The sequence below is a fragment of the Methanosarcina sp. WWM596 genome (genome assembly GCF_000969965.1).
In the GTDB taxonomy this organism is placed as follows: domain Archaea; phylum Halobacteriota; class Methanosarcinia; order Methanosarcinales; family Methanosarcinaceae; genus Methanosarcina.
Map to the genome: position 1 here is coordinate 1,974,927 of NZ_CP009503.1, position 26,536 is coordinate 2,001,462.

26 protein-coding genes and 1 pseudogene are annotated in these 26,536 nt (G+C 39.2%); 9 read left to right on the forward strand and 18 right to left on the reverse strand.

All coding sequences use genetic code 11. From position 1 onward, the window contains the following. Positions 1–854 precede the first annotated feature (854 nt). Positions 855–5,177: a NosD domain-containing protein gene (locus tag MSWHS_RS20930; RefSeq protein WP_197074051.1), complete on the forward strand. Its 4,323-nt coding sequence runs from the start codon at positions 855–857 to the stop codon at positions 5,175–5,177. 643 nt (positions 5,178–5,820) lie between these two features. Here MSWHS_RS20930 and MSWHS_RS08735 read toward each other — a convergent pair. Beyond that, positions 5,821–6,450, reverse strand: a complete 630-nt coding sequence (locus MSWHS_RS08735; protein ID WP_231585674.1) for a hypothetical protein — start codon at positions 6,448–6,450, stop codon at positions 5,821–5,823. Positions 6,451–7,227: 777 nt separating this feature from the next. On the opposite strand from MSWHS_RS08735, the gene MSWHS_RS20935 reads away from it, so the two are divergent. Next, a complete protein-coding gene (locus MSWHS_RS20935; RefSeq protein WP_197074052.1) occupies positions 7,228–8,013 on the forward strand; it encodes a hypothetical protein in 786 nt (261 codons plus the stop codon). Positions 8,014–8,452: 439 nt separating this feature from the next. Then, positions 8,453–8,821 (forward strand): metal-dependent hydrolase, encoded by a 369-nt coding sequence (locus tag MSWHS_RS08745; protein ID WP_156151206.1) that lies wholly within the window; start codon positions 8,453–8,455, stop codon positions 8,819–8,821. A 33-nt stretch (positions 8,822–8,854) separates the two neighbouring features. Here the strand turns inward: MSWHS_RS08745 and MSWHS_RS19265 are convergent. Continuing rightward, positions 8,855–9,487, reverse strand: a pseudogene (locus MSWHS_RS19265) (transposase); the annotation flags it as partial. A gap of 163 nt (positions 9,488–9,650) precedes the next feature. On the opposite strand from MSWHS_RS19265, the gene MSWHS_RS08755 reads away from it, so the two are divergent. Then, positions 9,651–10,046, forward strand: a complete 396-nt coding sequence (locus tag MSWHS_RS08755) for a hypothetical protein (protein WP_156148126.1) — start codon at positions 9,651–9,653, stop codon at positions 10,044–10,046. A gap of 41 nt (positions 10,047–10,087) precedes the next feature. Next, on the forward strand, positions 10,088–10,513 hold the full coding sequence (locus MSWHS_RS08760; protein WP_231585675.1) for a UbiA prenyltransferase family protein: 426 nt from the start codon (positions 10,088–10,090) through the stop codon (positions 10,511–10,513). A gap of 366 nt (positions 10,514–10,879) precedes the next feature. Here the strand turns inward: MSWHS_RS08760 and MSWHS_RS20230 are convergent, their stop codons facing one another. The 7 genes from MSWHS_RS20230 to MSWHS_RS20245 form a co-directional block, all read right to left on the reverse strand. Continuing rightward, positions 10,880–11,050 (reverse strand): hypothetical protein, encoded by a 171-nt coding sequence (locus MSWHS_RS20230; RefSeq protein ID WP_156148125.1) that lies wholly within the window; start codon positions 11,048–11,050, stop codon positions 10,880–10,882. Positions 11,051–11,174: 124 nt separating this feature from the next. Next, on the reverse strand, positions 11,175–11,312 hold the full coding sequence (locus MSWHS_RS20235) for a hypothetical protein (RefSeq protein WP_156148124.1): 138 nt from the start codon (positions 11,310–11,312) through the stop codon (positions 11,175–11,177). 301 nt (positions 11,313–11,613) lie between these two features. Beyond that, positions 11,614–13,026, reverse strand: coding sequence for a tetratricopeptide repeat protein (locus MSWHS_RS08770; RefSeq protein ID WP_255350517.1), 1,413 nt, complete (start codon positions 13,024–13,026; stop codon positions 11,614–11,616). 284 nt (positions 13,027–13,310) lie between these two features. Then, the gene (locus MSWHS_RS20240) at positions 13,311–13,490 is read right to left on the reverse strand and encodes a zinc ribbon domain-containing protein (protein WP_369798971.1); all 180 of its coding nucleotides are present in this window, start codon (positions 13,488–13,490) and stop codon (positions 13,311–13,313) included. A gap of 14 nt (positions 13,491–13,504) precedes the next feature. Then, entirely contained in the window at positions 13,505–13,945 is a 441-nt protein-coding gene (gene tnpA, locus MSWHS_RS08775; RefSeq protein ID WP_048130345.1) for an IS200/IS605 family transposase, read from the reverse strand. Between the two features lie 221 nt (positions 13,946–14,166). Further along, on the reverse strand, positions 14,167–14,553 hold the full coding sequence (locus tag MSWHS_RS08780; RefSeq protein WP_048127882.1) for a response regulator: 387 nt from the start codon (positions 14,551–14,553) through the stop codon (positions 14,167–14,169). Between the two features lie 622 nt (positions 14,554–15,175). Continuing rightward, complete coding sequence (locus tag MSWHS_RS20245) at positions 15,176–15,562, reverse strand: hypothetical protein (protein ID WP_156148123.1); 387 nt, start codon at positions 15,560–15,562, stop codon at positions 15,176–15,178. An 842-nt stretch (positions 15,563–16,404) separates the two neighbouring features. Here MSWHS_RS20245 and MSWHS_RS21475 point away from each other — a divergent pair. Further along, a complete protein-coding gene (locus MSWHS_RS21475) occupies positions 16,405–16,722 on the forward strand; it encodes a response regulator (protein WP_052723154.1) in 318 nt (105 codons plus the stop codon). Next, a complete protein-coding gene (locus MSWHS_RS08785; protein WP_048127880.1) occupies positions 16,682–19,300 on the forward strand; it encodes a PAS domain-containing hybrid sensor histidine kinase/response regulator in 2,619 nt (872 codons plus the stop codon). The genes MSWHS_RS21475 and MSWHS_RS08785 overlap by 41 nt, the downstream gene beginning before the upstream one ends. A 234-nt stretch (positions 19,301–19,534) precedes the next feature. Here MSWHS_RS08785 and MSWHS_RS21480 read toward each other — a convergent pair whose 3' ends face one another. From MSWHS_RS21480 to MSWHS_RS08800, 6 genes are all read right to left on the reverse strand, one after another. Then, on the reverse strand, positions 19,535–19,903 hold the full coding sequence (locus tag MSWHS_RS21480; protein ID WP_231585677.1) for a hypothetical protein: 369 nt from the start codon (positions 19,901–19,903) through the stop codon (positions 19,535–19,537). Then, on the reverse strand, positions 19,896–20,141 hold the full coding sequence (locus MSWHS_RS21485; RefSeq protein ID WP_231585678.1) for a hypothetical protein: 246 nt from the start codon (positions 20,139–20,141) through the stop codon (positions 19,896–19,898). The genes MSWHS_RS21480 and MSWHS_RS21485 overlap by 8 nt, the downstream gene beginning before the upstream one ends. Continuing rightward, positions 20,104–20,385, reverse strand: a complete 282-nt coding sequence (locus tag MSWHS_RS21490) for a hypothetical protein (RefSeq protein ID WP_231585679.1) — start codon at positions 20,383–20,385, stop codon at positions 20,104–20,106. The genes MSWHS_RS21485 and MSWHS_RS21490 overlap by 38 nt, the downstream gene beginning before the upstream one ends. A gap of 96 nt (positions 20,386–20,481) precedes the next feature. Beyond that, the gene (locus MSWHS_RS21980) at positions 20,482–20,604 is read right to left on the reverse strand and encodes a hypothetical protein (RefSeq protein WP_255350455.1); all 123 of its coding nucleotides are present in this window, start codon (positions 20,602–20,604) and stop codon (positions 20,482–20,484) included. Continuing rightward, a complete protein-coding gene (locus MSWHS_RS08795; protein WP_048127878.1) occupies positions 20,601–21,068 on the reverse strand; it encodes a DUF3795 domain-containing protein in 468 nt (155 codons plus the stop codon). Before MSWHS_RS08795 ends, MSWHS_RS21980 begins: the two co-directional genes overlap by 4 nt. Positions 21,069–21,243: 175 nt before the next feature. Next, entirely contained in the window at positions 21,244–22,125 is an 882-nt protein-coding gene (locus tag MSWHS_RS08800) for a carotenoid biosynthesis protein (protein ID WP_231585680.1), read from the reverse strand. A 313-nt stretch (positions 22,126–22,438) separates the two neighbouring features. Between MSWHS_RS08800 and MSWHS_RS08805 the strand changes: the two genes are divergently transcribed. Further along, positions 22,439–23,332: an ABC transporter permease gene (locus MSWHS_RS08805; protein ID WP_369798980.1), complete on the forward strand. Its 894-nt coding sequence runs from the start codon at positions 22,439–22,441 to the stop codon at positions 23,330–23,332. 293 nt (positions 23,333–23,625) lie between these two features. On the opposite strand, the gene MSWHS_RS08810 is transcribed toward MSWHS_RS08805, so the two are convergent. The 3 genes from MSWHS_RS08810 to htpX form a co-directional block, all read right to left on the reverse strand. Beyond that, a complete protein-coding gene (locus tag MSWHS_RS08810) occupies positions 23,626–24,156 on the reverse strand; it encodes a metal-dependent hydrolase (protein WP_048127870.1) in 531 nt (176 codons plus the stop codon). 155 nt (positions 24,157–24,311) lie between these two features. Next, complete coding sequence (locus MSWHS_RS08815) at positions 24,312–24,941, reverse strand: hypothetical protein (RefSeq protein ID WP_048127868.1); 630 nt, start codon at positions 24,939–24,941, stop codon at positions 24,312–24,314. 45 nt (positions 24,942–24,986) lie between these two features. Then, positions 24,987–25,871 carry a zinc metalloprotease HtpX gene (gene htpX, locus MSWHS_RS08820; RefSeq protein ID WP_048127866.1) on the reverse strand — a complete coding sequence of 295 codons (885 nt, stop codon included), beginning with the start codon at positions 25,869–25,871 and terminating at the stop codon, positions 24,987–24,989. A 313-nt stretch (positions 25,872–26,184) separates the two neighbouring features. On the opposite strand from htpX, the gene MSWHS_RS08825 reads away from it, so the two are divergent. Further along, a complete protein-coding gene (locus MSWHS_RS08825) occupies positions 26,185–26,508 on the forward strand; it encodes a hypothetical protein (RefSeq protein WP_048158937.1) in 324 nt (107 codons plus the stop codon). Positions 26,509–26,536 lie beyond the last annotated feature (28 nt).

The following is a 26,536-nucleotide window of genomic DNA, read 5'->3' on the forward strand; positions in this document are numbered from 1 at the left end:
AATATCAATCGCGTAACAATGGATTGATAATCCTTTATAAGATAAAATAAAGTATTATAAAGCTTTAAATTTACATTTCTTTTATTATTTCAGACCTTCTAATAAAAGTATCTTTATATGTTCCTCTTCCCAACGTTTTTTGATTACGGGTATTGTCAGACTAAAAGAAGCAAAATAGGAGGTAGAACATGAATTATAACAGAAAGTCAATCTTGAAGGCAATAGAATCCTTTTTTGTTGTTTTAATGTCGTTGACTTTGATTCCTGTGGCTTCTACTATCTGTGCCCGGACGCCCAGTTATCAGCCAGCATGTAACCAGAATATGAATGTGAACAGGCAAGTGACGTAACAAACGTCTCGGAAAACTATAATTGAGACTGGAACCCGGAATGCCTTAGAGGAGGAACGTACAACCTGCCTATATCCAGAAAAATTATAACTTTGACTGCCTGCAGAGAAGAAGCCGGGAACAGAGCTGTCTTATCCGGGCTTAATTAAAAGCCTTAGTTTGAAACCCAGGTTAATTGTTGTAACGTATAATCAAATAAAAACGCATTGATTAACGCATATATTTTGGAAAAATGAAGAGTACGCAAAATAGAAGGACAGAGTTTTTAAGTTTGAACTGTTTGTTGAAGAACACACATAATAGTCACTCAATCGTATGAAAATAAATCACTCTTTTGAATCGGAAGGTTTAAAGAAATATTATATTCTCATTGCAAGTGAGAATTGGATTTAATATCTATTATCTTTGAAAGTTATGGTTGAGTGGATACTATGGAGGAATTCTATAACGAGGTTAAGTTAAGTATTGGGATGATCTATAATGAAAATTTTAAAAAGTTATTTGATGGCATTTGTTCTTGCTCTTTTATATCTTACGTTAAGTAGCCCTGCTGCTTTGGCATCAAACATCGTAATTGACGATGATGCTCAACCAGCTGTCTCCGGTCTTTATCTGACATCTGATTATACAGATGATGCCGCTTGTATTCAGGCGGCACTAGATAACTCAAAAAGTGGAGATACCATAACAATCCGCGAAGGAGACTATTATATAAAAAACCGAATATATCAATGTAGTAAAAGTCTGAATGTGATAGGCGAAGGAAAAGTAACTCTTCACATTCAAACTCCTGAAAAAGAAGTTTACGGGATTTATTTCTGTGGATCATTTATCACTAGCAAAAACCTGTCAGATAACGCTAAAAAGGGTTCATCCCAGGTGGTTTTAACTGATGCTTCTCAGGTTCGTCAGAACGACTTGATTAAGATCTGGAAAAATGTTAAGTGGTGTCCTCTTGATTATCCTGATCAAATGACAGGTGAAATATATGCTGTTAAAAGTGTAAATGGAAATGTCGTCACTTTAAATCAACCACTTCTTAGAGATTACAGCTTGTCCGAGACCGTCCAAACTGAAGTATACAGACCTATTGAAATGCATATAAAGAACATAGGGATAGAGGATACGGGGGCGACAATGCCTCATCATGGACTGGTTATGGACTATTGCAAGGACAGTTCTGTCACTAATTCCCGGTTCAGTGATAGTGGATTTGGGGCTATTTGTCTGTATTCCTGTTTTAATGTGGATATTAATAATAATGAAATATATGACTGTCTTAAGCCCGGCAGTGGATATGGTGTAAATGTGGCTAGCGGTTCGGCTTTTGTCAATATCGAACAGAATTACATAAAGAATTGCAGACATGCTATAACAGGCAATTCAGCTGAACGTAAATCTTTAAATCGAGACGTTTTTATCGCCAATAATACTCTGATAGGGGCAGATATCGCTGGCTCATGTGTTGTTGATGCTCATCCAGTTACTATTAGTTATATAGTCACTAAAAATAAAATATATCCACAGCTTCCGTACTTTTTTGCATTCCTTGACGGTACACAATACTCAGAATTTACCGAGAATGAAATATATGGTGGATATGGGGCAGTCGTTAGAAGAGGCAATGTGAATGATGGAGTGCATATAATAAAAGATAATATTATGGATGGAATCGCGGGGGTTACGTATCAAGGGGGTGAAAAAGGTGTTGGAGATACTCTTATAATTACAAATAATGTTCAAAATAGTGGAGAATACGGAGTTTATTTCCCAGATCACGAAAGTTTCAGGAATATAATAGTAAGTGAGAACACCTTTAGCAATCTTTCAAAACAGGAAGTGTATCAGAAGTTCCCAATAAACAAGATAAACTTAAAAATCTCTGATGATTTAGTTAGTGTAGAAAATAAAGAAGCAGTGCCTGCACCTGTAAAGGAAGAAGAAGAGGAAGAAGAAGAGGAAAAAGAAGTAGTGCCTGCATCTGTAAAGGAAGAAGAAGAGGAAGAAGAAGTAGTGGATGAAGCAGTGCCTGCATCTGTAAAGGAAGAAGAAGAGGAAGAAGAAGTAGTAGATGAAGCAGTGCCTGCACCTGTAAAGGAAGAAGAAGAGGAAGAAGAAGAGGAAAAAGAAGTAGTGCCTGCATCTGTAAAGGAAGAAGAAGAGGAAGAAGAAGTAGTGGATGAAGCAGTGCCTGCATCTGTAAAGGAAGAAGAAGAGGAAGAAGAAGTAGTAGATGAAGCAGTGCCTGCACCTGTAAAGGAAGAAGAAGAGGAAGAAGAAGTAGTTGTGGTTAAAGCAGTGTCTGCATCTGTAAAGGAAGAAGAGGAAGAAGAAGTAGTGGATGAAGCAGTGCCTGCACCTGTAAAGGAAGAAAAAGAGGAAGAAGAAGAGGAAGAAGAGGAAGAAGAAGTAGTGGATGAAACAGTGCCTGCACCTGAAACAGTTGTTAATCCTGCCATCTATGAATTAACGCCTCTTGATAATACACAGGCTCTCAAGGAATATGTGGAATGTACATACAAATGCCATGTGATGACAAAAACAGGGCTGGCTACTCTTCTTGATGCCTCAATGTGTTACTGGGTAAATGGTGAGGATGAAAAAGCCATTTCCATGCTTAAATCCTTTATCCATCTCGCTGAAAGAATGAAGGAATGCAAGCAGATCTCGGCTGATGAAGCGGATTATATGGTAAAGGAAACGAAGATAATTCTTTATCAGATGGATGAAGGAGATGGAACATCCAATGTAATTGACGAAGTCTGCGATAAAACCAAAACAGTCTGTGAAGAAAAACCAGTTTGTACAGAAACCAAATCAGTCTGTGAAGAAAATTCAGTCTGTGAAGAAAAACTAGTCTGTGAAGAAAAATCAGTCTGTGAAGAAAAATCAGTCTGTGAAGAAAAATCAGTCTGTGAAGAAAAACTAGTCTGTGAAGAAAAACCAGTCTGTGATGAAAAACCGGTTTGTGACGAAACAAATTCAGTTTGTGACGAAACCAAAACAGTCTGTGAAGAAAAACCAGTTTGCGACGAAACCAAAACAGTCTGTGAAGAAAAACCAGTTTGTACAGAAACCAAATCAGTTTGTGACGAAAAACCGGTTTGTACAGAAACCAAATCAGTTTGTGACGAAAAACCGGTTTGTGAAGAAACCAAATCAGTTTGTGACGAAAAACTAGTTTGTGACGAAACCAAATCAGTTTGTGAAAAAAAACCGGTTTGTGACGAAACCAAATCAGTTTGTGAAGAAAAACCGGTTTGTACAGAAACCAAGTCAGTTTGCACAGAAACCAAACCAGCCTGTAAACCAGTCTGTGAAGAAACAAAATCAGTTTGTACAGAAACCAAACCAATTTGTATCGAAACCAAATCAGTTTGCAAACTAATTTACAAAAAAAATAGAGAAGTAATGCCAGATCAAAGCTGTGAAGTTGAAGAGGCTCCAGTAAAAAGTCCCGAAAAGGTAAAAGCCCCAGCAAAAGACTGTGACAATGGAGAAACTAAAACTTCAGTAAAAAGTCCCGAAAAGGTAAAAGCCCCAGCAAAAAGCTGTGATAATGAAGAAACTAAAACTCCAGTAAAAAACACTGAAGACGTTGAACAGGCTCCAGCAAAAGACTGCGACAATGGAGAAACTAAAACTCCAGTAAGAAACATTGAAGATGTTGAACAGTCTCAAGCAAAAGACTGCGACAATGGAGAAACTAAAACTCCAGTAAAAAGTCCCGAAAAGGTAAAAGCCCCAGCAAAAAGCTGTGATAATGAAGAAACTAAAACTTCAGTAAAAAACACTGAAGACGTTGAACAGGCTCCAGCAAAAGACTGTGACAATGGAGAAACTAAAACTTCAGTAAAAAGTCCCGAAAAGGTAAAAGCCCCAGCAAAAAGCTGTGATAATGAAGAAACTAAAACTCCAGTAAAAAACACTGAAGACGTTGAACAGGCTCCAGCAAAAGACTGTGACAATGGAGAAACTAAAACTTCAGTAAAAAGTCCCGAAAAGGTAAAAACCCCAGCAAAAAGCTGTGACAATGGAGAAACTAAAACTTCAGTAAAAAACACTGAAGACGTTGAACAGGCTCCAGCAAATGACTGTGACAATGGAGAAACTAAAACTTCAGAAAAAAGTCCCGAAAAGGTAAAAGCCCCAGCAAAAAGCTGTGATAATGAAGAAACTAAAACTTCAGTAAAAAACACTGAAGACGTTGAACAGGCTCCAGCAAAAGACTGTGACAATGGAGAAACTAAAACTCCAGTAAAAAGTCCCGAAAAGGTAAAAGCTCCAGCAAAAAGCTGTGATAATGAAGAAACTAAAACTCCAGTAAAAAACATTGAAGACGTTGAACAGTCTCAAGCAAAAGACTGCGACAATGGAGAAACTAAAACTCCAGTAAAAAGTCCCGAAAAGGTAAAAGCCCCAGCAAAAAGCTGTGATAATGAAGAAACTAAAACTTCAGTAAAAAACACTGAAGACGTTGAACAGGCTCCAGCAAAAGACTGTGACAATGGAGAAATTAAAACTCCAGTAAAAAACACTGAAGACGTTGAACAGTCTCAAGCAAAAGACTGCGACAATGGAGAAATTAAAACTCCAGTAAAAAGTCCCGAAAAGGTAAAAGCCCCAGCAAAAAGCTGTGACAATGGAGAAACTAAAACTCCAGTAAGAAACACCGAAGATGTTGAACAGTCTCAAGCAAAAGATTGTGACAATGGAGAAACTAAAACTTCAGTAAAAAACACTGAAGACGTTAAACAGGCTCCAACAAAAAGCCCTGATGATAAAAAAGTAAGTGAAGATAATATCGATCAGATAGAGGCAAATTAAGGAGGAGGATTGAAGTTATAGCCATCAGGAGGTGATAACTAAAAACCAGTGACACCTTTTATACATTTATTATTTTTCTTTTTTGATTATTTCTTTTTTGATCTTTTCTTTTTATTGTTTGAAGGCTCACATCTCTTTTTCTGGCGAAATATCTTCATTTATTTTAAAGCCACGAATCTTAGGTTTGGTTTGTTCACCTTTGAGTAAGTTGATTTCATCTCGAAACTTTTGGTTCTCTGCTATGAGGAATTCAATCTCTACATTCTGCTTTAATTTGAAGAGGATACAAATCTTCTCTAATCTCTTTTCTAATCTCTTTTTTTTAAATATCCTTATGAAGCAACAGGGGTATGTATACTGAACAGAGGGATGGCTTAAAGGCAGACTAAAATCGAATGGTTCCAGGAGGGCTAAAGCTTCTGCTGCCGAAAATAATTCCTAAATCATTGGGTGTTTCTGGCTAAAGTGGAAAAATTATAGGGAAATGACAGGATCTTTCCTCCTTTTTCAGAGTACTGTTGTCTATATTCCTTAATTTATTCCATTTCATCATTTTTGTAAAATTACGTAATGATTGGGAAATGCATTTTGTAGTTGTAGTTTTGCAGTTGTAGAAGAAGACAGGGTCAGGATAAGATCGTAGTTATAACTTCCCTGCTTGCAGTTCTTCAATATAAGTATCATATGGAGCCGTTGAGCTGCCTGAAATACGTGCAATATAATAGTCTGCAGCAATCGAAGCCTGTTGTTCGCGGTTATAGTTACAAAAATGCGGTTTTGCACCGGGAGTGTATCCGTATCCTTCTGTTGCCTGTGCATAAAATGCTTCGATCAGATATTTCGAACCGATGTGTTCCATCTGTGAAACATGGGCTAATTCATGAATAAGCCACTTCATGTTTGAATTACCTGATTCAGTCCTGATCTTTTCATTGAAGTTGATTGTATGAAAGATGGTGACCCCCATACCCGAGCAATTGTTTATCTTTGCCCCGAGCCAGGCAATTAGTGAATGTTCGTCTATACGCACCTGCCGGTAATTGATGCTGTCTCCAAATACGGTTCGCGCTTCCTGTGCCTCTGCTAAGGTTAGCCTTCGGGTATTGGGTTTTAGAGTCTGCCATAAGAAGTCCATAGCCTCCGGAAAAACGCAAATATCGAGAATTTTTGCGATAATTCTGCCTATCCTGACAGTGAGGGATAGCAGGCTCTTCGGGACCCAGTTATAAAAACACTTTTTTGGCTGTCCGTTCGGGGTCATTGAAGCTTTCAAATCTTCCCACTCATACCTGTTTGTTTAATAAAACTGTAGTTTTAGGTCTTCAAGCTTCGTCAGCGTTTTTGGGATTTTTGAATTCTCTTATCCTTTTCAACAGATGACCAGTTAAGTAAATGAAATACTGAATTTTTGAATTCTCTTATCCTTTTCAACAGATGACCAGTTAAGTAAATGAAATACTGAATAAAAGTACCTCTCTAAACCTGAAGACAAATTCAAATTAGATCCTTCCTACACATTTACTTCCAAAAACACGATTGATTTAAATTGCTCAGTATTCAAATATTTATAAAATTTTGAATCTGAAGAGCTTGTAAAACCTGTGGGTAAGGAACATATGTATTTTGCTGCAATGAATTCAAAATCCTGCAAGTTGACAGCTTTAGGATATCACTATTGGAGATTAGTTAAAGAAACCAAACTGTAATTTTATTTTTTGACAAGTATTAGTTTTCTAATTTTTTATAGTTCAGCAGTTAGGGTAAGTTATTGATCTTATCTTAAATGAGATAGGGTAAGTTATTGATCTTATCTTAAATGAGGGATATTCCTTATTCTGCCAGATTCGACTCATCTTTTGCTGGCGTCTTTTAAAACTGATCTTCACACTTATAATTCTCTGTAATTTTATCTATTGCCACATCTTCTTCATGTCAAAACGAAAAACTTTTAATCGTTTGTGAAGTGATGGTTTCTGATTAAAAGATGATAGGATTAAAATCTAATTTTTAAAATTATACATAGTGACAAAAGTAGTTTTTAAATGGTTCTATGGAAATTCCAGTGTTTCTCAGTTATGCAAAACCATTCAATCGAAAACAAACAAAATTTATCAGCAAAGTTGAAGGACATTTAGTAAAAAATGGTTTCAAGCCGAGAACTCTAGGAATTACCGACAATAGTACTTCTGCACCATTAATCAAAATACGAGAGATAATGAATGAATGTCATGGGTTATTATCAGTTGCATTTAGACGAAGCTTTATCGAAAAAGGAGTTGGCAAACCCGGTACTAATCTGGCAGGACATTTACAGTACGATATTTCTCAAAAATGGATTACAAGTCCATACTGTCAAATTGAACCTTCCATGGCTTTTCAAATAGATATGCCTATCTTAATTTTTAGGGAAAAAGGGGTTATTGATGATGGTATTCTTGAAAATGGTGTTATTGGTTCCTATATACCTGAATTTGATCTTGATTCCTCAATTGATCAATATTTCAAATCTTTTGAATGGAATCAGTTGCTTACTAAGTGGAAACAGTCAGTGCTAGAATATAAAAGGTGGAAACAGTTCAAATCAGATGTGCTTGTTCGCCACATAATAAGTTGCTGTATCTGTGAAGAAAAAGAAATATCATTCGATCATTTGTATAATGCATTCAAAATGTCTATAGATAGAGAAGGCTGCAATCATTATAACAAATTTGCGGCCATTATCGATGCAGATGGAAATTTTAAAAGTAGATATCGAATTCCCAATCATTCACTACAATCTGATTATATCTTTATTTGCAATAATATTTTCAAAGATTGGCCATTATTTCAGCATTAATTTATCAAGCCTCATGTTTTTTCTCATCATTTCTCAGTATAATTTCAACAATATATGGTTTCCAGTACCTATTGCTTGTTTTAAGTGCTTTTGTTTACACTCTAGTGCATCGATTTCAAAATTAGTGTAAACCATGGATAACACAGATGACCCAAATCCATGTATGTCCGTGTCCATTCGTGATTCATTAAGTTTACATGCAGGTTTATTTCAAGTCCGAATTTCTGGCTATATTTTGGAATCATAGTACTAATTTCCAGAATAATCTAATCTGCAGCAGCTTTTCCTCTAATGATCCTGTGAACGTCTCATGTTCAATGTAGAACTGATAAAACGTAAAATTATAGTTCAAATACACCAGTAAATAGAAATACTATAGAAAATAATATATAAAGTTGGTGTATAAAGAAGATATTACTTGGATAACAAGGGGGATATTGTGACAGGTCGAAAAACGCATATGACAGCAGGAGTTTTAATTTCCTTTATCCTGATCTGGAATTTGACTTCAAAAGGGCTTGTTCTCAGCCCAGTACTTCTTCCGATAGCTTTAGCGTCCTCAGCCCTTGGAGCTGTGTTGCCTGATCTGATCGAGCCTCCCAGAAACCAGCGCCATAGAAAGTTTTTCCATTCAATTCTTTGCCTGGCGCTTTTGCTGCTGTACCTTAATCAGACCTATTTAAGTCTGCTAACTACAGGTCCGGCAGATGAAGTTACTTTGGGGCTTTTCTTTGCAGGGGCCGGGTATGCATCACATCTGATACTTGATGCGCTTACGCGTGCTGGGCTTCCGGTCGTGGGGTTGTAAATGGTTTTGAATTTTTTGACTCTGACAATCATTTTCGCCATCCCGGGTCATTCCTTCGTAATCTTTACTCAAACGTTGATATCGACTCAGCCATCCAAATGTACGTTCTACTACCCATCTGTGAAAAAATACCTTAAAACCTTTAACATCATCGCTTCTTCTCACTATTTCCAAAACCCAACCACACGTCACTTTGACCCAATCAACCAGTTGACCAGCATAACCAGCATCAGCCCAAATAAGCTGCAATCAAGAAAAGGTCCCCTTAATTTGTTCCAGAACAAGTTTAACTCCATCCCGATCCTGGATATTGGTGGCATGAACTACAACCATCAATAGTAGCCCTGTTGTATCTACTATAATATGGCGCATAATATGGCGCTTTCTCCCTTTTACTTTCTTTCCAGCATAATAACCACGTACCCCAGGAGTTTCTGTAGTTTTAACGGACTGACTATATAAAATATCTGCACTCTGCTCTGGTTCTCATCCATTTGCAGTTCTCAGTTCAGTTCTCAGTACAGTGTTGATATGTTCCTAAATTCCTTTAAGAACACGTTTTTTACCTCGATTAGTTCTTGGATTCGGAAAATGAGGTTTAATTAGTTGCCATTCTCGATCGGATAAATCGCCAAGATAAGGAAGTCTTCGAGATTGTTTAAACACTAACGAACAATAAAGGTATAAGGATTATTTAATTTTAAAACAGCCTTTTAAATCCAATTTTTCCTTGGAAAAAGGAAAAATTGTGGAGCTCTAATAAGGCTATCTGGATTGTTTCAATTTGTCAGGATTTTTATAAACAAGAACAAAAGTTTGAAAGGTGAAAATGATGAATAGATTTCTAGCTTTAGTCTTTTCTTCGGGAATAATTGTCGGCCTTTCTATGGCTGGCCTGGCACTGGTTACGAACATTTTGCTGTCCGAACCGGTTTCATTACACCCGGCACTGGTCTGGTTTTCAATCACATCAGGCCTGTATACAGTGAACAGGTTAATCGAAGGTGATAAAGATGCAGCAGTTGACAATGTTATTTCTTCCACAGTAACTGCCTGCAAACCGTTTTTGCTGGTCTTTTCTGTAAGCATGACGTTACTCGGGATATTCCTTGCTTTTTATGCTAAGTTTGAACTGGGGCTTTTAATTGTTTTAACAATCTTTTATTTCGCCCTTTATACAACCAACCTTAAGAAAATCATATTCAAAAAAGGGGTCGACGTTTAAAGGATTATCTAGGTATAAAGAGTCTGATGGTGGGGATTGGATTGGGTTTTGTTGTCCTTTATACCGGGCTCTATTTTCAGACAACTAATTTTATAGCTATGGTACTTCTCTATTTACGTACCATTCTTAATGAAGCGATGAATACGATCATCTATGACATGAAAGACCTTGAAGCAGACCGTATTAATGGTGTGGATACTTTTCCTCTTGTTTTAGGCATTCAAAAAACGAAATATTTTCTCCATTTCATCAACGGGATAGTAGCAATTCTCACACTTGCGGGATTTTTCCTTAGGGCTTTTCCTCCCTCCTGTCTGGGATTGCTTATTTCACTGCCTTATTTTATCTTTCTCATCGAATACCTCGTTCATGAACCTTACAGGAAAGGGCATTTGTTTTTACAGTATACCCTCCTGGATGGCACTTATGTAGTGATGGTTCCTTTCGTACTGCTTTTTGCGAATTAACCCTGGTCCCTGATGGTCTTTAATTTCTTTCTGGGGCATAGCAAAGCTTTATGGATTGGTCGGCTTCCTGAATTTAATCCGGAAACCGTTATCCTTTTTTCTCATATATTCTGAATTTTTTTCACATCGATTAAAGAGTATTGTTTAAGTTTCTTACTTGAAATGTACTACTTTTTAAAATTCTCAGAAATATTTTGCATTTTCGTTATTATAGGCATTATAGTAATTAGGCATTATAGTAATTAGGCATTATAGTAATTAGGCATTATAGTAATTAGGCATTATAGTAATTAGGCATTATAGTAATTAGGCATTATAGTAATTAGGCATTATAGTAATTAGGCATTATAGTAATCACTATAGCACTTATTTTGCTGTCAGCCACTCCGTCCCGGCAACCCAGCTTCCATCGGAATACGAAAGAGAATGAGTGTCTTCTACAGGGTTATCAACCCATTTTTGAGTCAGGATTACTTTCTTAATATTATTCAGACCTTTATCTTCCCAGAGAAGGTTTATAGGGTCTTCGACTTTCACATAAATTTTGAAGGGAGATGTAATCTTTGAGTACGTCCATTGGGGATAAGTTACAACAGGTGAAGAAGCAGCAGTCCACCAAATATAAGTTTCGTCTTCAGGGTAAACACTTTAGATTCCTGGGTCACGATTTCGGTCTCTTCCCTTCCTTCTCATTTGCAGATTTTTCTGAAGTGGCATTTGCCGCCGGAATAAACACTATCCCAAAAAACAGGATCATTAAAACCAAAACGATAAGTTTTGATCTTTTATTCTTATTCATCTGATCTACTCCAATTAATTACATAGAAATGGTGTGAATACGATCTAGTAATTAAAAGAGAAAACTGGACACGCATATAACTTTATTAATTTATCATTTAGTATATATTTTTAAAATAAATCTGTCACACACAGTTCAGTTTTTCCGTAAAATAAAAGAAATAAAAAATAAGTTTTAAGGTACTGGTGTGCCGGTTGTTATACTCTGAAAAAATAGTTGAGGTAAAAACATTAAATATAGGTCCCGGATTAAAGACCGTATTTCATCCGAACCGTTATTATTTATATGTTAAAAATAATCCTTATTTCCGCCAGCTCCTCTCCATTTTTTCGTACAGGCCCAGTAAGTTATTTCTTGTGATCTTGAAATATGGGTGGTCGGGACCGTATTCTTTTTCGATTATGTCAAGAGCTTTTTCGTAGAGGTCGATTGCGGTTTCGTATTCCTCCATGCTTTCATGAAGGCCTGCAAGGTTGTTCAGAGTTGTTCCGACATCGGGGTGGGTGGGGCCGAGTGTATTTTCATAAATCTTGAGGGCTCGTGTGTAGAGGGGAAGGGCTTTTTTGTGCTGGCCCAGGATTCTGTGCAGTTCGCCAAGATTGTTTAAAGTCTTTGCAACTTCTGAATTGTCCGGACCAAGAATGCGTTCACGGGTTTCGAGGGCTCGCGTGTAAAATTCAAGGGCTTTTTCGTGGCGGCCTTTCTGTACGTAGACGCCTGCAAGGTTGTTCAGGGTCGTGGCAAAGCCGGCATGTTCGGTTTTTCCCAGAGTTTCCATTATCTCAAGAGAACGCGTATAGAGAATAAGGGCTTTTTCATACCTTGTTGTCTGGAAATAAAGCAGGGCAAGGTTGTTTAAGGTCTGGGCTATCTGGGGATGCTCCTTTCCATATACATTCTCCTGAAGTTTTAGAGCCTGCCCGTATCTTTCCTCGGCTTCCTCAAGTTTACCCATTTCCGAGAGAAGGACGCCAAGATTGTTCAGAGTGCCGGCAGTATAAGCCAGGACTTTTTTATTCTCAGGCTCCTTTTCCGCTAGTTTTTCAAGCAGTCCGAGGGCACGGATGAAAAGTTCTTCCGCTTTTTCCGGCCTTTCCATTCCTTTATATAAAAAAGCCATCCTGTTAAGTGTTCTTACAGCTCCAGGATTCTCCGGGCTCAGAAACTTTTCCTGGATTTCAAGAGCCCGGCTATAATACAAAAGGGCTTCTTTCTGCCTGTCCATGACATAGTAGAGAATTCCAAGTTCACCCAGCGTGTCTCCGGTCTCAGGCTGCTCCGGACCTGATACTTTTTCCCGGATGTTTAGGGCTCTTGAAAATAACTCCAGGGCTTCTTCATGCTTTCCCATATACCGGTAAATCCCTGCAAGCCCATTCAACACAGCTGCAGTTCCAGGATCTTCTGGTCCCAGTTCTCTTTCCGCAGTATCAAGCAGTTCTTTATACATGGGTAAAAGTACTTCCCAGGTTGCAGACCTGTAGAACGGCTCGGCTGAATTTATATACCAGCTTATCAGTTCTTCAGGCTCTAAAACCTCTTTTGCGTGCCTGAAGGCTTCTTTTAAGACGATCTCATCTTCCGGTGTGACCAGTTCAGAATCCAGATCTCTTAACCTCTGCCTGTATCTTTCAAACAGAACCGCGTGGTTTTCTCCTTTTTTCCCCTTTTCCTTTTCCTTTTCCTTCTTTTTTTCTTCTTCCTTTTCCTCTATTCTTTTTTCTTTTTCATTGGGAACGCTTTCAGTAGAAAGTTCCTCTTTACCCGAATCTTTCTTGAGATTAACCGTAACTTCCTCCTCCTGAATGAAAAATAGAATTATTAAAATCTTTAGTTGAGTTTCTAGTTGTAAATATTCCAGGCTGATCCTATATTAGGGTACTACAAGATATATTAAACTCAGTGAACTACCCCGCCCTACTTTCTGATGAAAGCGAGGACGGAGCTTCCTTCGAGTGGTTACGTCAACTGGATATTTGCAGTGATGCAAGTATCCATCTATAATCCTGTTTGTCGAAGATTATCAGAAAATCTCTGATAGCCTGTCAACAAAGCACTTTGTGATAAGAATCGCTTCATGATGTTGATAGCACTATTTCTATCTCTATCAATAACGTTTCCGCAATCACATTTCATAATTCTTTCCCAAAGATTCATAATTCTTTCCCAAAGAGGCATGTCGTGTCTTTTCTTCAGTTGGGTTGATCTTTATATTCTTCGTCAGATGCATATTTGCCCTGGTTTTCCACATATTGCTTCAGTATATCTAAGGTTACTTGCCCTATCAATGCGATAAAATACGATCTTGACCAGAACGTATCTTTCCATAACATAGTTTTTACTTCAGGGAAGTTTTTACGAATCTCCCTTGAAGTTATTGTCTTGATGGTGTTGATATATTTTGAAATATCAAGCGAAGGTTTTGCTGAAAATAACAAGTGAAAATGGTCTTTGTCACACTCTATATTCAGCACTTCAACATCGAATGTTTCACTTATGTTATGGATTTTAGTTTTTAGAAAATCAACAACTAAAGGGTTCGTTAGAGCTTTTCTCCTATATTTCACACACTGAACGAAATGATAATGGAGTGAATACACAGAATGGCTCCTACAATCCAGTTTACACTTCATAGTTATTATTATATAGATGTAACTATAAGTGTAAATAATTATGCTACTGTTGTTTTGTAGAAGTTGACGGCTTTCATCTCCCACCTGTCGCTTATGCTCCGAGGAAGGGGACTTCCTGCCTTATAATTAAAAAAAGTAAAAAAAATTGGAAAGCCTGATATACAACTGGAAGTCAAACACCAGCCATGAATATAGATGATTATTATGATAATATTTACATATTATGAATTTTGTGCCCTGTTGCTATTTGCAACCTGCGAGATTCGTTTTGATAACTCTGAATACTGAGTTTTCGGGTCACTCGTTTTCAGAATGAAAGAATTTGCACCATTTTGCATTGCCTGGTACATAAGTTCTTCTCCGACCCCTGTAAATAGAATGAAAGGAATGTCGATTTTATTATCACGGATAGTCTTTAGGAGCGTGAGACCATTCATAACAGGCATATCATAGTCCGAAACTATTACATCATAGGAGTCTTTCTCTAACATCTTGAGAGCTTCTCTGGCAGAATCCACAGTATCGGAGGGTATATTGTGGAAAACTTCTAAAAATGTCTTTGATAGTTCTAAAAATGAGGGGTCGTCATCTACAATCAATACTTTCATGGAGGGTTCTCCTTGTGATTAAAACTCAGTTTTTGAGATAATATTCAAAAACTTATAACTAATTGTGAAATTTAATACTTTCTCACACTTATTTTAAATTACTTATATGAAATATTGTCTCAAAGCAAAAAGTATGTTCAGATTAAAAATTTCAAAATTAGTATAGGGTTCTATATTTATTCATTTTCAAGTGAGGATCCTCTGATAAGGGAGAGATAAACCATAAGAATGAATCTGACCTGCGTGAGACTCGCGCAGTGCTCCTGCGATATCTTCAGTTAATTATTCCGGTGAGATTGTAAAGGTCGGAATTTTCAATATCCAGTTATTTGGAGTTAAAAGGGCTTCGAATCCTGAGGCCATGAATATTCTTGCCGAAACAATTTACACTTATGATGTTGTTGCCGTTCAGAAAATTTGGGATAGTTCGCAGACTGCCCTTTCTGAGCTGGTCGAGGTTATAAACAGTGAGATAGCTATTCTTTTGTAGTTAGTGAAAGGCTTGGCAGGACTTCGAGTAAGGAACAATATGCCTATCTGTATGACACTACAAAAGTAAAACTGGTAGGTGAACCTTTAACATATTCCAAACCAAGGGTACGGATCCCTTTCACAGGGAGCCCTACATTGCATCCTTTGAGGACCTGGACGAAACTTTTGGCTTTACACTTGTGTCCATACCGACCCTGAAGAAGCCACCGAAGAAATCAATTCCCTGCCCGCAGTCGTTGACTATGTAAGGGAAGCCTGCCCGAATGAGGACGACTTCATAATCATGGGCGATTTGAACGCTGACGGCTCTTATTTTGATGAAGAGAAAGCAAGTTCCATGAGCGGTGAAGAATATTACTGGCTGATAGACAACAGCACGGATACAACAACCGGAAAGACGGACTGCACCTATGACCGGGTTATATTTACAGACAACATGTAGACCCATTTTGCAGTAAATGCAGGGGTATTCAGGTATAACCTGGCATACACTGACGCCTGAAGAAACGGACTTCATTTCGGACCATTATCCTGTGTATGCAGAGTTTTTGGCCGGTTACGAAGGGGAATTATAGGAAAATATAAGAGGAAAATAATAAGTATAAAAGTTTCGAACGCTAAAAGTTCTTTTTTCCTTTATTCAGATATACACGGTCTTCTGCATTTAGCTGAAGAGTTTTTCCCTGGTTATTTTCTGGTTATTCTACGGTCACTCTCCGGTTACTCTCCGGTTATTTTTCGGTTATTCTCTGGTTATTTTCTGGTTATTTTCTGGTTATTCTCTGGTCATTCTCCGGTCATTCTCCGGTCACTCTCCGGTTATTCTCCGGTCATTCTCCGGTTACTCTCCAGTTGCTCTCCGATTACTCTCCGACTATTCTCCAATTATTCTTTGATCATTTTCCGGCTATTCTCCTGTTTTCTGGAAAACATAACTCATTTTTTTAAGAAAATCAGTTCCATTTACCTGCTGATCCGGCTTTTTCTTGGCAATAAACAAAATTTTTATATGTATGTAGTACAATTACTGTTTAACTCTTATAATTTAATAAATTATATCATATCTGGGGAAAACGAATTGGATATTTAACTTACTGTCTGGTAAGTTTTTCAAATTGGGGAAAATGACAGAGTACCTGATGCAATTGTCTGATCGAGTCTGCCAAAGATACTCTTTGCTTCTAACTCTGGTTTACAAATATATATATTTCTTTACACGGTCTTATATTTCTTTAGATGGGCTGGTAGGTATATTTTTTTAATATATCAGTCCAGAGGCTGGGGAAATGATAACTTTTCCAGAGAAGCATCTGTATTTTGCCAGGTCTCTTAATATATAAAGATTGAGAGGTCATGGAAATGAAATGTGTTCTTGTAGTTGAGGATAGTCCTGCAATTATAGGACTTATAGGGTTCCTTCTTACTACTTTTGGTTATGTGAGTAGAGAACTCGGGGATTGGTTTGAAGCACTCAAAATTACTATAGAAGCAAGGTTCTTAAACGCAGGGTGCAGCAGATATATCTCAAAGCCCAATGACATCGACAGCTTCAAATCAATATTATATATGTGCACAAGTGGATGCCAGGTATTGTGGGGGATCTACACAGGTTCTGGTCCTTTAAGGGGGATGAGGAATGGAAAATATTTCAAAGTCGCCGTTCATAAAAAGGTCTAACGAACTCATGGTTATTCTGGGCCTGGGTTTTATATTTACACTGGCAGCTTCTAACTATAATCTTTTTGAATCTGTTGTATTGTTTGTTGAAAATTATAGTCGTGATGATATGGGGCTCCTGCTCATTCTTTCGGTGTATACCTCTTTTGGATTGGGAATATTTTCTCTCAGAAGATGGATGGAACTTGAAAGTACCATCACACTTTACAGGGAAGCAGAAGGCGGCCTCAGGGAAAAAAATATGATGTACAGGGCTTTGTTTGAACAGTCCAATGATGCTGTTATTATTTCGGATGGAAAAAAAGTTCTGGACATCAATATAAAAGGTTGTGAAATTTTCGGTTTCGGGCAGAAGCGCCCACTTAATGCTTCTCTGATGTCCTTTATTCCTTCCGAGTACCTTCCTGAGCTTCAACAGGCACTTAGGGAAACCTTCAAGCAGGATTCTTCTCATTTTGAAATGAGGTACCAGAAACTTGAAGGGGAAATTATTGATATCGAAGTTAACCTGTTCCTTACCGACAGAAAAAATAATATTATTCAGATTGTAGCCCAGGATATTACCAGCATGAAAAATGCAGAACGGTGGGAGCAGGATAATCGGGAAAGGCTCAAAACCGTCCTTGACAATACACTTTGTGGTATCCTGCTGATCGAAGCTTCCTCCAGAAAAATCGTGGATGCGAATCCTGTTGCACTGAAAACTACGGGTTATTCCGAAAAGGAACTCATAGGAATGGTCTGCAGCCAGTTAATCTGCCAGGCCGGAGAAGAAAGAGATACTGCCCTTTCGCTGAACCAGACTGGAGACCTCTCTGAGAGTTTACTTTTAAAAGCCAGAGGAGATCCTATACCAATCCTCAGAAATGTTGTGCCTGTTTCAATAGGAGGAAAAGGTTATTTTATTGAAAGTTTCATTGACCTCTCTGAACGTATAAAGGCTGAAGAAGAACTTTTGCAGGCAAAATTTGCAGCCGAAGGGGCAAACCGCGCAATGAGTGAATTCCTTGCGACCATGAGCCATGAATTACGTACTCCCCTTACTTCCATAATCGGTTTTTCGGACCTCATGCTTGGTGGGACAACAGGTGAGTTTGACGAACTTAATAGAAAGTTTCTTGGAAATATCTCAAACAGTGGAAAACATCTTCTCTCGCTCATAAACAGTATCCTGGACCTTTCTAAGATAGAAGCTGGGAAAATGGATCTTGAGCTTGACTTTTTCTCCCTTTATGATGTTTTTGCCGATACCAGGAATATAAGCTCCCCTCTCGCCCTGAAGAAAAATATTTCAATGAATTTCAATGTGGAATCAGGTTTCTTTATCTATGCGGATAGGACTCGCTTCAAGCAGATTATGTACAATCTTGTAAGCAATGCAATAAAGTTCACTCCTGAAGGCGGCTCAGTTGAAGTCGTGGGGGCTAGATCCGAAAACGGGATCCGGGTTACTGTATCCGATACAGGCATAGGGATTTCGAAAGATGAGATCAAACATCTTTTCAAGCCCTTCAAACAGATTGATTCTACCCTTAGCCGTAAATACGAAGGTACCGGACTTGGTCTTGTTCTATCCAAAAAATTCGTAGAGATGCACGGGGGCAGTATATGGGTTAAGAGCGAACCCGGGAAGGGGTCAACCTTTACTTTTGAAGTGCCTGTAGAAATCCTGAAAGCCGGGGAAAATATGAAAATACCTGAAACCGAAGGTCAGGTTGAAAACACCAGAGAACATAATTTCCCTGATATTTTTGAGTCTGAAGGGTCAGACGGTTCCGAACCGCTTGTGGTGGTTGTTGAAGACGATAAGTTGTCCGGGGAACTTCTCATATTTACGTTAAAGGAAGCCGGCTACAGGGTAGCCCAGGCTGCCAGTGGGAAGCAGGCTCTATTCCTTGCCCGGAAGCTAAAACCTTTTGCAATCACTCTGGAACTCATGCTGCCTGAAATGAATAGGTGGGAAGTGCTTAAAAACCTGAAAACAGACAGCCAGACTGCCGGAATTCCCGTACTTGTCTTCCCAATAGATGACCGGAGTGAATGTAATATGCTCTGGGGTGCATTTGACTATCTTGTCAAGCCGGTTGAAAAGTCAATCCTGCTTTCAACTCTGGATCGGTTAAATGAGAAACTGAAAAAAGAGTCGCCAAAAATTCTGATCGCGAATGACCAGGAGGCTGTTGAACTTATGGTTTCCCTGATTAAAGAGGAAGATTACATTATCAGCCAAGCATATGGAGGAAGGGAGGCAATTGAAAAGGCATCAAACGAACATCCGGATGCTATTATTCTGGATCTGATGATGCCTGAAGTGTCGGGTTTTGAGGTTATAAGGACTCTCAAGAAAAACCCTGAGACTGTGGACATCCCGATAATCTTATGCACCGCAAAAGACCTGAACACGCAGGAAACGAAGATGTTAAACAGCAACGTTTCGTTTGTCATGCAAAAAGAGGATTTAAATGAACAAACGCTTTTGCAGTTAATCAGGAGCCTTGAATCGAGGGAAGAGAGTTGTGGGACATGTATCTTTTCGGCGCCTCAGGAAGACCATAGTTTCTGCGAATCTGAAGAATGATTTTCTGAGAAAAATAATAAATAAAATTCTTAAAGTTAAGGGCCTGAAAAAAGGCCTGATATCTTTTTACCAGACGCCGTTTTTTTCTTTTCATTTCACTCATGGTACCAGCCGCTTGTGTCCACAAATATATCTTTGTAATTCCCTCACAGGTATCGGACCTGCTGACAGATGTATCTTTTGTCTCTGAAAGCCGGTTTATGAAAGGCAGCCGGATACTTTGGATAAGTAAACTCAGGTAACGTAGAAGAAGTTCAGAACCCCATGGCATGTGTAGGTAGTAGCTACGAAAAAAGCTCTATCCTCCAGTTTTTCAGACCTTTTCAAGCTTCTGTCTTCCTGAAGCGTACTTATGAACTCCATGATTTCCAGCATATTCTGTTTGAACTTTTCTCCCTTAAGCCCGCCTATTCCAGGCTTCATCTGGGGGCTCTCAAAGACCTGGTCAGGAATGGTATTATTGAGTTCCCTGGTGTATTCGGTAATGGTTTTCGGTTTATTTCTTCTGAAGGTCGGACATCTGTCTTTTAGTCCGGGACAGTCGGTCGGACAGATTTCTCCCTCCCTTGCGTATGAGAAAAACAGCATGCCATACTCAGGCATACTCAGGGTAACTGCTTGCGATTACATTTGTGGGAAATGCCGATGCAATATTTTTGAAAAATGACATGAGCCCTTGATCTTCAGGTCTGATGAAGAGTTCATTTACAGGTCTGACAGGTCTGTTTTTCCCAGAACAATTTTCTTCAGGGCTATCTATTTCAGGAAGGCTTATTTTGTGGTTTTCCTCTGTCCTCGTCTCCTTAATCGGGAACTTCAGGAGGTCTAAGCATATACGCAACCGTGTGACAGGGCACGGCAGGGATTATATTTTCAGGGATGCCTAAACTTGGGAGAAATGGGATATCGTGCATATCCATCGCGTAAAAGTAGGTTTCAGACTGCCTAGTTTCTCTTCTACTTCTGGTTTTAAGAACCTGAGCTTCTCTTGATGCAGATGCATTTTCGTCCCTGTCTATAACAAGCACTGAGGGAAACCTGTTCTTCTGGGAGTATTCGAGGAAATCAGTGCCTATTTTTTTCACTGCCCATAACACGATAATAGTTTTTGATTACTGGAAGGTTCTTGAGTGCTTCAATTTTTAGTGTAATAAAATTTAATTACTTCTTTAGGAGTTATTTTAAGTTTCCTTTCTTTCTTTTGATCCTTCCTTTTGGATCCCTCCTTTTGGATCCTTTCTTTTGGATCCTTTTTTTTGGATCCTTTCTTTTGGATCCTTCCTTTTAGACCTTTCTTCGGTCATACCTGCTGCCAGTTATAAATAGGTCGGCGGCGCTTGCTCCAGCCTTCAAAACCATTTTCCCTGATTTCTTTTAGGTTATGCATTATCGAAGCTTCACAGCGGGGTTTTAAGAATTCGAACTTCTCACAGGTTTCAAAAGTCCCGCATTCCCAGCACCCCTCGTAGCCTTTTTCTCTGCAGCACCGAATTATCTGGCAGGGTGCTGCACTACACCCTCCTGAGGTTCTGCAGCCTTCAGAACAGTAGTGGTTCATAAGGGCTTCAAGTATGGTAAAAAACACATTGTACTGCTGGAACTCCGAACCAAAAGGACTTTTTACGCTGGCATAGCTCTGAAAGTCTATATTCTCAAGCTCCTCTTTCAGCTGCCCCGCAAGTTTACTGTGCTTGTTCCGAAAATGGATACAGTCAGCGCAGTAAAGTCCGCAATAAGCTGTAAGCTCTTTTTCCTCTTCTTCCTGCATACAGAAAAATCCGACTTGCTTTTATATAAAGGAGGTGGTAGTGAATCTTCATACTGATTATGAAAATATAATATCCATCACAAAAATCCGTAGCAGAAACGGCAACATTCTGATACGACATTTCATCTAGTCCCTTACTTTTCCCTGGTAACTTACTTTTTTATTAGTCGGTGGTTTAATTACTTGCTTTTTCTGTTTTGCTTTCTCTGTTAGACCGATAACAGTAATTTAGAGCATCTCGATGAAGCCCAAGTGCTATTATGCTCATAACTATACTTACCACTAGCAAAAAGGGTGGGTTCAGGATGGCGCCTGAAACCAATCCTGCTATCAGGAAATAGGCATGAAATCCGAGAGGCACAAGAAAGACAATTGCAGCCTGAGGTCGGACCGAGATTTCCGGGCGTAATGCCAAAATCAATAGCAGAGCACCTCCTAAGACTGCAGCGATAGTGGCGTAATGTATCAGGTCATTGGGAATGTTGGTAATGAGCTCGTTGGTAATAAGCACGCCCGCAGTGCCACAGATTATGGCCCCTGCAGGGGAGAACCAGCGTCCTCCAAAGCCAGGGAGCTTTGATAGCAATCGAAGGCTTGCTGAATATGAGAACACAACCCAGAACCATGCCCAGAAGTTGTTGTAAGGAACACCGAAGAACTGATAATCAAGACCTTTTCCCCAATCCCACATTCCCAGGCGGATTGCTATTGCATCCATGGAAAGGTCGATGCTCAAGGCCATCAGGCCGTCGAGCACCGGGCGTGCCCATTCCGGAAGGTTGGTTTTTTCGGAAAAGGAGCGAACACTATAGATAATAGTTCCCCAGGCCACCCCAACGACCACAGGGACAGGCCCAAGCATTACAAGAAAGCGTCCGTATTCGTAGGCGTCGAGCTGTTGGATTGTAGCCCATTCCAGCAGCAAGCCGAATAGCACCCCGGAAAGAAGTTGCCAGACCACCCAGGAGCCCTGCTGCCATGCATTTTGCAGACAGGCCAGAAAGAGCACTAAAACCAGAATCTCGAAGATGAGAAAGTATAGATTTAGCACAGGCATGCGCATTAAATACTAATTGACAGTTTAAAAAACTTGTGAAAACATTTGATCACACACTCCCTTGCATAATGCCTTCACATAATGCCTCATAAATGCATGCCTTCGCATAATGCCTCTTATAATACCTCGTATATTGATAAGTAACGGACCAGTAAACAAAAAACAAGATTAATATCTATAGAGCTGGATCTATCGAATATTAGGGTAAACTCCCCTTTTAACAGCAAGGAGTTGGCTAAAAATAATTTTTACAAATAAAAAAATCAAAATTCTGTCAGTCTTACTAACATTACTTGTTATCATAGCCTTATCCCTGTTCACATATTCTCAGATTACCAATAATTTTTGTACGGAAACCATACCTCCGGGCAATATTATTGCTGTCTATCAGGCAGACCACACATATGGGGACCTTAATGCAGTTTATGTAAGAGGAGCCGAATTGGATCTTGATCCTGAGAACTATGACCGGATGATAAGCTACGAAGACATTCCTCAGATTGCTTCAATGGACGGGGTTGAAAACGTAGTTCTTTACGATCCCAGTTATTTGGATCCCATTATTTATACAGGTGCAGGAGAAGGTAGATTACTGGATAAATTGAATCTCATTGCAGTGCTTGAACCTATAGCACAGGATTACCTTAATCAGACTGTTATCCCTTACGGGGCAGAATATCTGGAAGAAGGCAGGCTTCCCCGGGACGGCGCCCATGAAATTACAATTTCAAAGAAATTGCTGAAAAAACACTTTGCATATACCGATGAAATGCTGACCCGGGCAATCGGCAGCAGGGTTAACTATGAAAATGAAACCTATACCATCGTGGGCATAAACAAATATGATATCTGTTACATCTCCTTTGACGCAAAAAGAAACTATGGACTCTATCAATATGAAGCGGGTACTTTTAATGAATTTGTAACAAGAAATCTCGACTATAAGAAAACGAATGATTATTTTCATCCGGAATATGCAAATGAAATCTTTATCTTTACAGCGAACGGCTCGGAAAAATCGGTACTGGACAAGCTCTTTCAAGAATATCCTGCTGAAAATTACATTTCCAGCGAATATGTTTCTGTATGGAAAAAGACATTTAACGGAAGTGTTCTGCGAAAAATAATCGTCATCGATAGTATTGGTGTTGCCTGGCTGGGCGTTCTCTTTGTACTCTTAAACAAAAAACCTGTTTCAAAAGTATAAAATACAAGTTCATTCAAAAATAGTGTCATATGTTCAGATATATAACAGATTCAGATATAGTACAACTGTAATCTTTTGAAGAAGAGAATACATAACATAAAGAAAAAGAGGAAAGTGAATGAAAAAAAACAATGAAAAACCAGATACTCTAACAGCAGGACTTTACATAACAGGCTTCATAATATGCGGCTATTTCATTATAAAAATCATTTTGACCTTATAAGTTTCTTTTTTTACGATCTCATAAGAGTTTTCCCTTCCAATACTTTCAAAGTTATTCTCTTACGACCTGATCAAAGTTCTTCATTTCCGATTAATTTTTTCGACAGGTAATAAACCAGAACGAACCCTATTACCACTCCAAGGATTTCAGTCATGTGATTTTGCAGGAACTCAAGGTGAAAAGATTCTTCAAGCATTTCTAGTAGATGTTCCAGTCCAATGTAATCTCTTGATTCTCTGGGAAAACTCCATCCGAATAGGGGCCAGAGAAAAGTTTGAGGATCTAATCCCATCTGATCTTCAAAGAGATGTAAAAAAGAGCCAGCTGTAAGAGAGAGACCCCTGATATCTCTTCTTTTTCCGTACATGTATAAGCCTATTATAAAGAGAAGAAGGGAAAATAGCAGGGTATGGCCTATGATGCGTCCGTTTGCGAAAGTTGAAGCAAAGATTACTTCGCCTATAGGCTTGTCTATTAAATCGGGGAGAATAGCTCCAATTGCCAGATATCGTGGATCTATGATAGTCCTTAATCGGGGTATGAAAATTCCCAGCCCAAAAAATATCCCGAGCGTAATACCTAGGTGTCCAAAGAGAAGCATCGAAAATCAGAATACCCTTTTCTATTTAAATAGTGATTGTTTCTATATAAACCTTCATTTAATGAAGCCAAACTTATAGTTTTCAAAAGTAACAAGTAAAAAGAAAAGTTAAACTGAAATTATTCTGGTCTATAAATTAAAAAAAAGGTGTGTGTTTAAAAGGGAATCCCCCAGAGAGGATACCATTTCTCAACATTTTTTTCGACAGGCATTTCCCTTTCCATTGCAGTCCTAAGCCTGAATTCAAATGGGCTGTCCCTCTGCCTGTTAGAAAGCGGAATAAAAGGATAGTAAGTTCCCTGTTTAAAATTGTAGATCCAGTAAACTGCTTTTCCACCGCCAGCCTTTTGTCCGGATCTTCCTTCATATCTGGCTGTCCCGGCTTCAGGTTCGCTATCAAATCTGTAAATAGCACAGAGGATCTGCTCTCCAAAGCCGCGGTCTTCCAGGGTCTGGCTCACGAGGTGGATGTTTGCAACAAGGTCTTCGAAATCAGGGTCCTTAAAAATAGCCCAGAGGAATTCGAACTCATCTTTTTTCAGCCTGAACTCGGTTTCAGTCTCCTTTGAGCTATATTCAAGAAGCTCTTCGATCTCCTGTCGGGCGGATTCATAAGCTGTAGCCCCTATTGGTTTAAAACAAATTCCCGCAGCTCCTGACGGTTTAAGGCCCATATTGCTTTCAAGGGTAATGCTGGCTGTGGAGATTGCAAATAGTTTTTCACTTTTTGCTTTCGGAAGCCTGCTCCTCCCTGTGATTGCATCCAGAAAATTCCGCAAACCCATTTTAACCTATCTCCTCTGAAAAACTCTTCTTCAGCTTTGCCTTATTTAATTCATTTCCTTCTGCATCTTTTCAAGCTGAGCTAGCCTTTTTTCCACTGAAGGATGAGTGGAAAAGAGATTCATAAACGAAGAACCTGAGATTGCGGGGATAATGAAGAAGGCATTCATTCCCTCTACCTTTCTGAGGTCCTCGTTTGGCACCCTGTCCATGAGCCCGCTTATCTTCATCAGGGCAGAGGCAAGATTTGCAGGCTGCCCGGTAATGATTGCCGACCCCCGGTCTGCAGCAAATTCCCTGTAGCGGGAAAGGGCACGGATTAGCAGGAAGCTGATTACCCAGACTGCAATTGAAACAATCCAGACAAGTATAATTCCTCCCCCGTCCCGCCGTCGATTTCCTCCCATATTTCCGAAGTAGAGGCTGTAGCGGACAATGTAGAAAGCCACCGTTGAGATAAAACTGGCAATCGTCAGGACAGCCATGTCCCTGTTCTTTACATGGCTCAGTTCATGGGCAAGCACTGCCTCAAGTTCGGCTGGAGAGAGTTTGTCCATAATCCCTGTTGTGACTGCAACAACAGCTTTACCTGGGCTCCTGCCTGTGGCAAAAGCATTTGGAACTCGGGTCTGGACAATTGCTACCTGTGGTTTCGGGAGGTCGGCTATTGCACATAACCTGGTGATCATATCATGCAGCTGCGGTGCTTCACTTTCAGAGACAATATGTGCTCCTGTTGTCCAGAGCACCATTTTATCCGAGTAGAAGTACTGAATGCCCATGAAAAGCCCGATAAATAATACCATGAAAATTTGAGACGTTCCATAGTAAGAAAGAAATGCCAGGAAAAAGAGATAAACTGCTGCCAGAAGAAACATCGTAAAGAGCATCCGCCCCTGAAGTCCTAAGTCCCGTTCCCATTTTCTTTTCATATGTTATTACTCCCGCCTCTATTTGACAGGTTAAGTGATACTAATTAATAGATTGAATGATAGATTAAATGAACTATAAAACAATATTCTGACTATATAAAATGAATGATGAAACGAATCGATAATTCAGATAGCGGCGAGAAGAGGAGAACATAGCAAAGGTTTCACTTTAAATTCCTTCCTCCGCAAGAACCAGGAAAATCCGAAGTTATCCAAAAACCCTGTCAAATAAGTAAGTTCAGATAATCAAATCAGTCGCTTTTTCTACTTCCGGGAACGTGAAATCAACCCTTCCCTTGTAGAAGCTGTCTCAGTGATCTACTTTGCCCGGCATTTCAAGGACATCTGCTCCGAGACCGGCAGAAGTTTCAACGATTTCATCTTTTACCACAAGGACAGGTGGGAAGCAGACATTGTCGTAAAAATCTGGAAAGGAGAAAAAGATGACGGAGGGATAAAAAGAAGGATAAAAGGAAGGATAAAAGGAAGGATAAAAGGAAGGATAAAAGGAAGGATAAAAGGAGGGATAAAAGGAGGGATAAAAGGAGGGATAAAAGGAGACAAAGAAGAAAAAGAACTCCTTGCCCTTGAAGTCAAGTACCAGAACAAAATAATTAAAGACGACGGAAATCTTTGATTCCTTTCGGAAAAGGTATGATCATAGG

Bases quoted from the DNA above. Each gene is read 5' to 3' on its own strand.
- MSWHS_RS20930 (WP_197074051.1), top strand. From the start codon at position 855: ATGGCATTTGTTCTTGCTCTTTTATATCTTACGTTAAGTAGCCCTGCT.
- MSWHS_RS20935 (WP_197074052.1), top strand. From the start codon at position 7,228: ATGGAAATTCCAGTGTTTCTCAGTTATGCAAAACCATTCAATCGAAAA.
- MSWHS_RS08755 (WP_156148126.1), top strand. From the start codon at position 9,651: ATGATGAATAGATTTCTAGCTTTAGTCTTTTCTTCGGGAATAATTGTC.
- MSWHS_RS20235 (WP_156148124.1), bottom strand. From the start codon at position 11,312: ATGAATAAGAATAAAAGATCAAAACTTATCGTTTTGGTTTTAATGATC.
- MSWHS_RS20240 (WP_369798971.1), bottom strand. From the start codon at position 13,490: ATGCCTCTTTGGGAAAGAATTATGAATCTTTGGGAAAGAATTATGAAA.
- tnpA (WP_048130345.1), bottom strand. From the start codon at position 13,945: ATGAAGTGTAAACTGGATTGTAGGAGCCATTCTGTGTATTCACTCCAT.
- MSWHS_RS08780 (WP_048127882.1), bottom strand. From the start codon at position 14,553: ATGAAAGTATTGATTGTAGATGACGACCCCTCATTTTTAGAACTATCA.
- MSWHS_RS20245 (WP_156148123.1), bottom strand. From the start codon at position 15,562: ATGAAGTCCGTTTCTTCAGGCGTCAGTGTATGCCAGGTTATACCTGAA.
- MSWHS_RS21475 (WP_052723154.1), top strand. From the start codon at position 16,405: ATGAAATGTGTTCTTGTAGTTGAGGATAGTCCTGCAATTATAGGACTT.
- MSWHS_RS08785 (WP_048127880.1), top strand. From the start codon at position 16,682: ATGGAAAATATTTCAAAGTCGCCGTTCATAAAAAGGTCTAACGAACTC.
- MSWHS_RS21480 (WP_231585677.1), bottom strand. From the start codon at position 19,903: ATGCCTGAGTATGGCATGCTGTTTTTCTCATACGCAAGGGAGGGAGAA.
- MSWHS_RS21980 (WP_255350455.1), bottom strand. From the start codon at position 20,604: ATGACCGAAGAAAGGTCTAAAAGGAAGGATCCAAAAGAAAGGATCCAA.
- MSWHS_RS08795 (WP_048127878.1), bottom strand. From the start codon at position 21,068: ATGCAGGAAGAAGAGGAAAAAGAGCTTACAGCTTATTGCGGACTTTAC.
- MSWHS_RS08800 (WP_231585680.1), bottom strand. From the start codon at position 22,125: ATGCCTGTGCTAAATCTATACTTTCTCATCTTCGAGATTCTGGTTTTA.
- MSWHS_RS08810 (WP_048127870.1), bottom strand. From the start codon at position 24,156: ATGCTTCTCTTTGGACACCTAGGTATTACGCTCGGGATATTTTTTGGG.
- MSWHS_RS08815 (WP_048127868.1), bottom strand. From the start codon at position 24,941: ATGGGTTTGCGGAATTTTCTGGATGCAATCACAGGGAGGAGCAGGCTT.
- htpX (WP_048127866.1), bottom strand. From the start codon at position 25,871: ATGAAAAGAAAATGGGAACGGGACTTAGGACTTCAGGGGCGGATGCTC.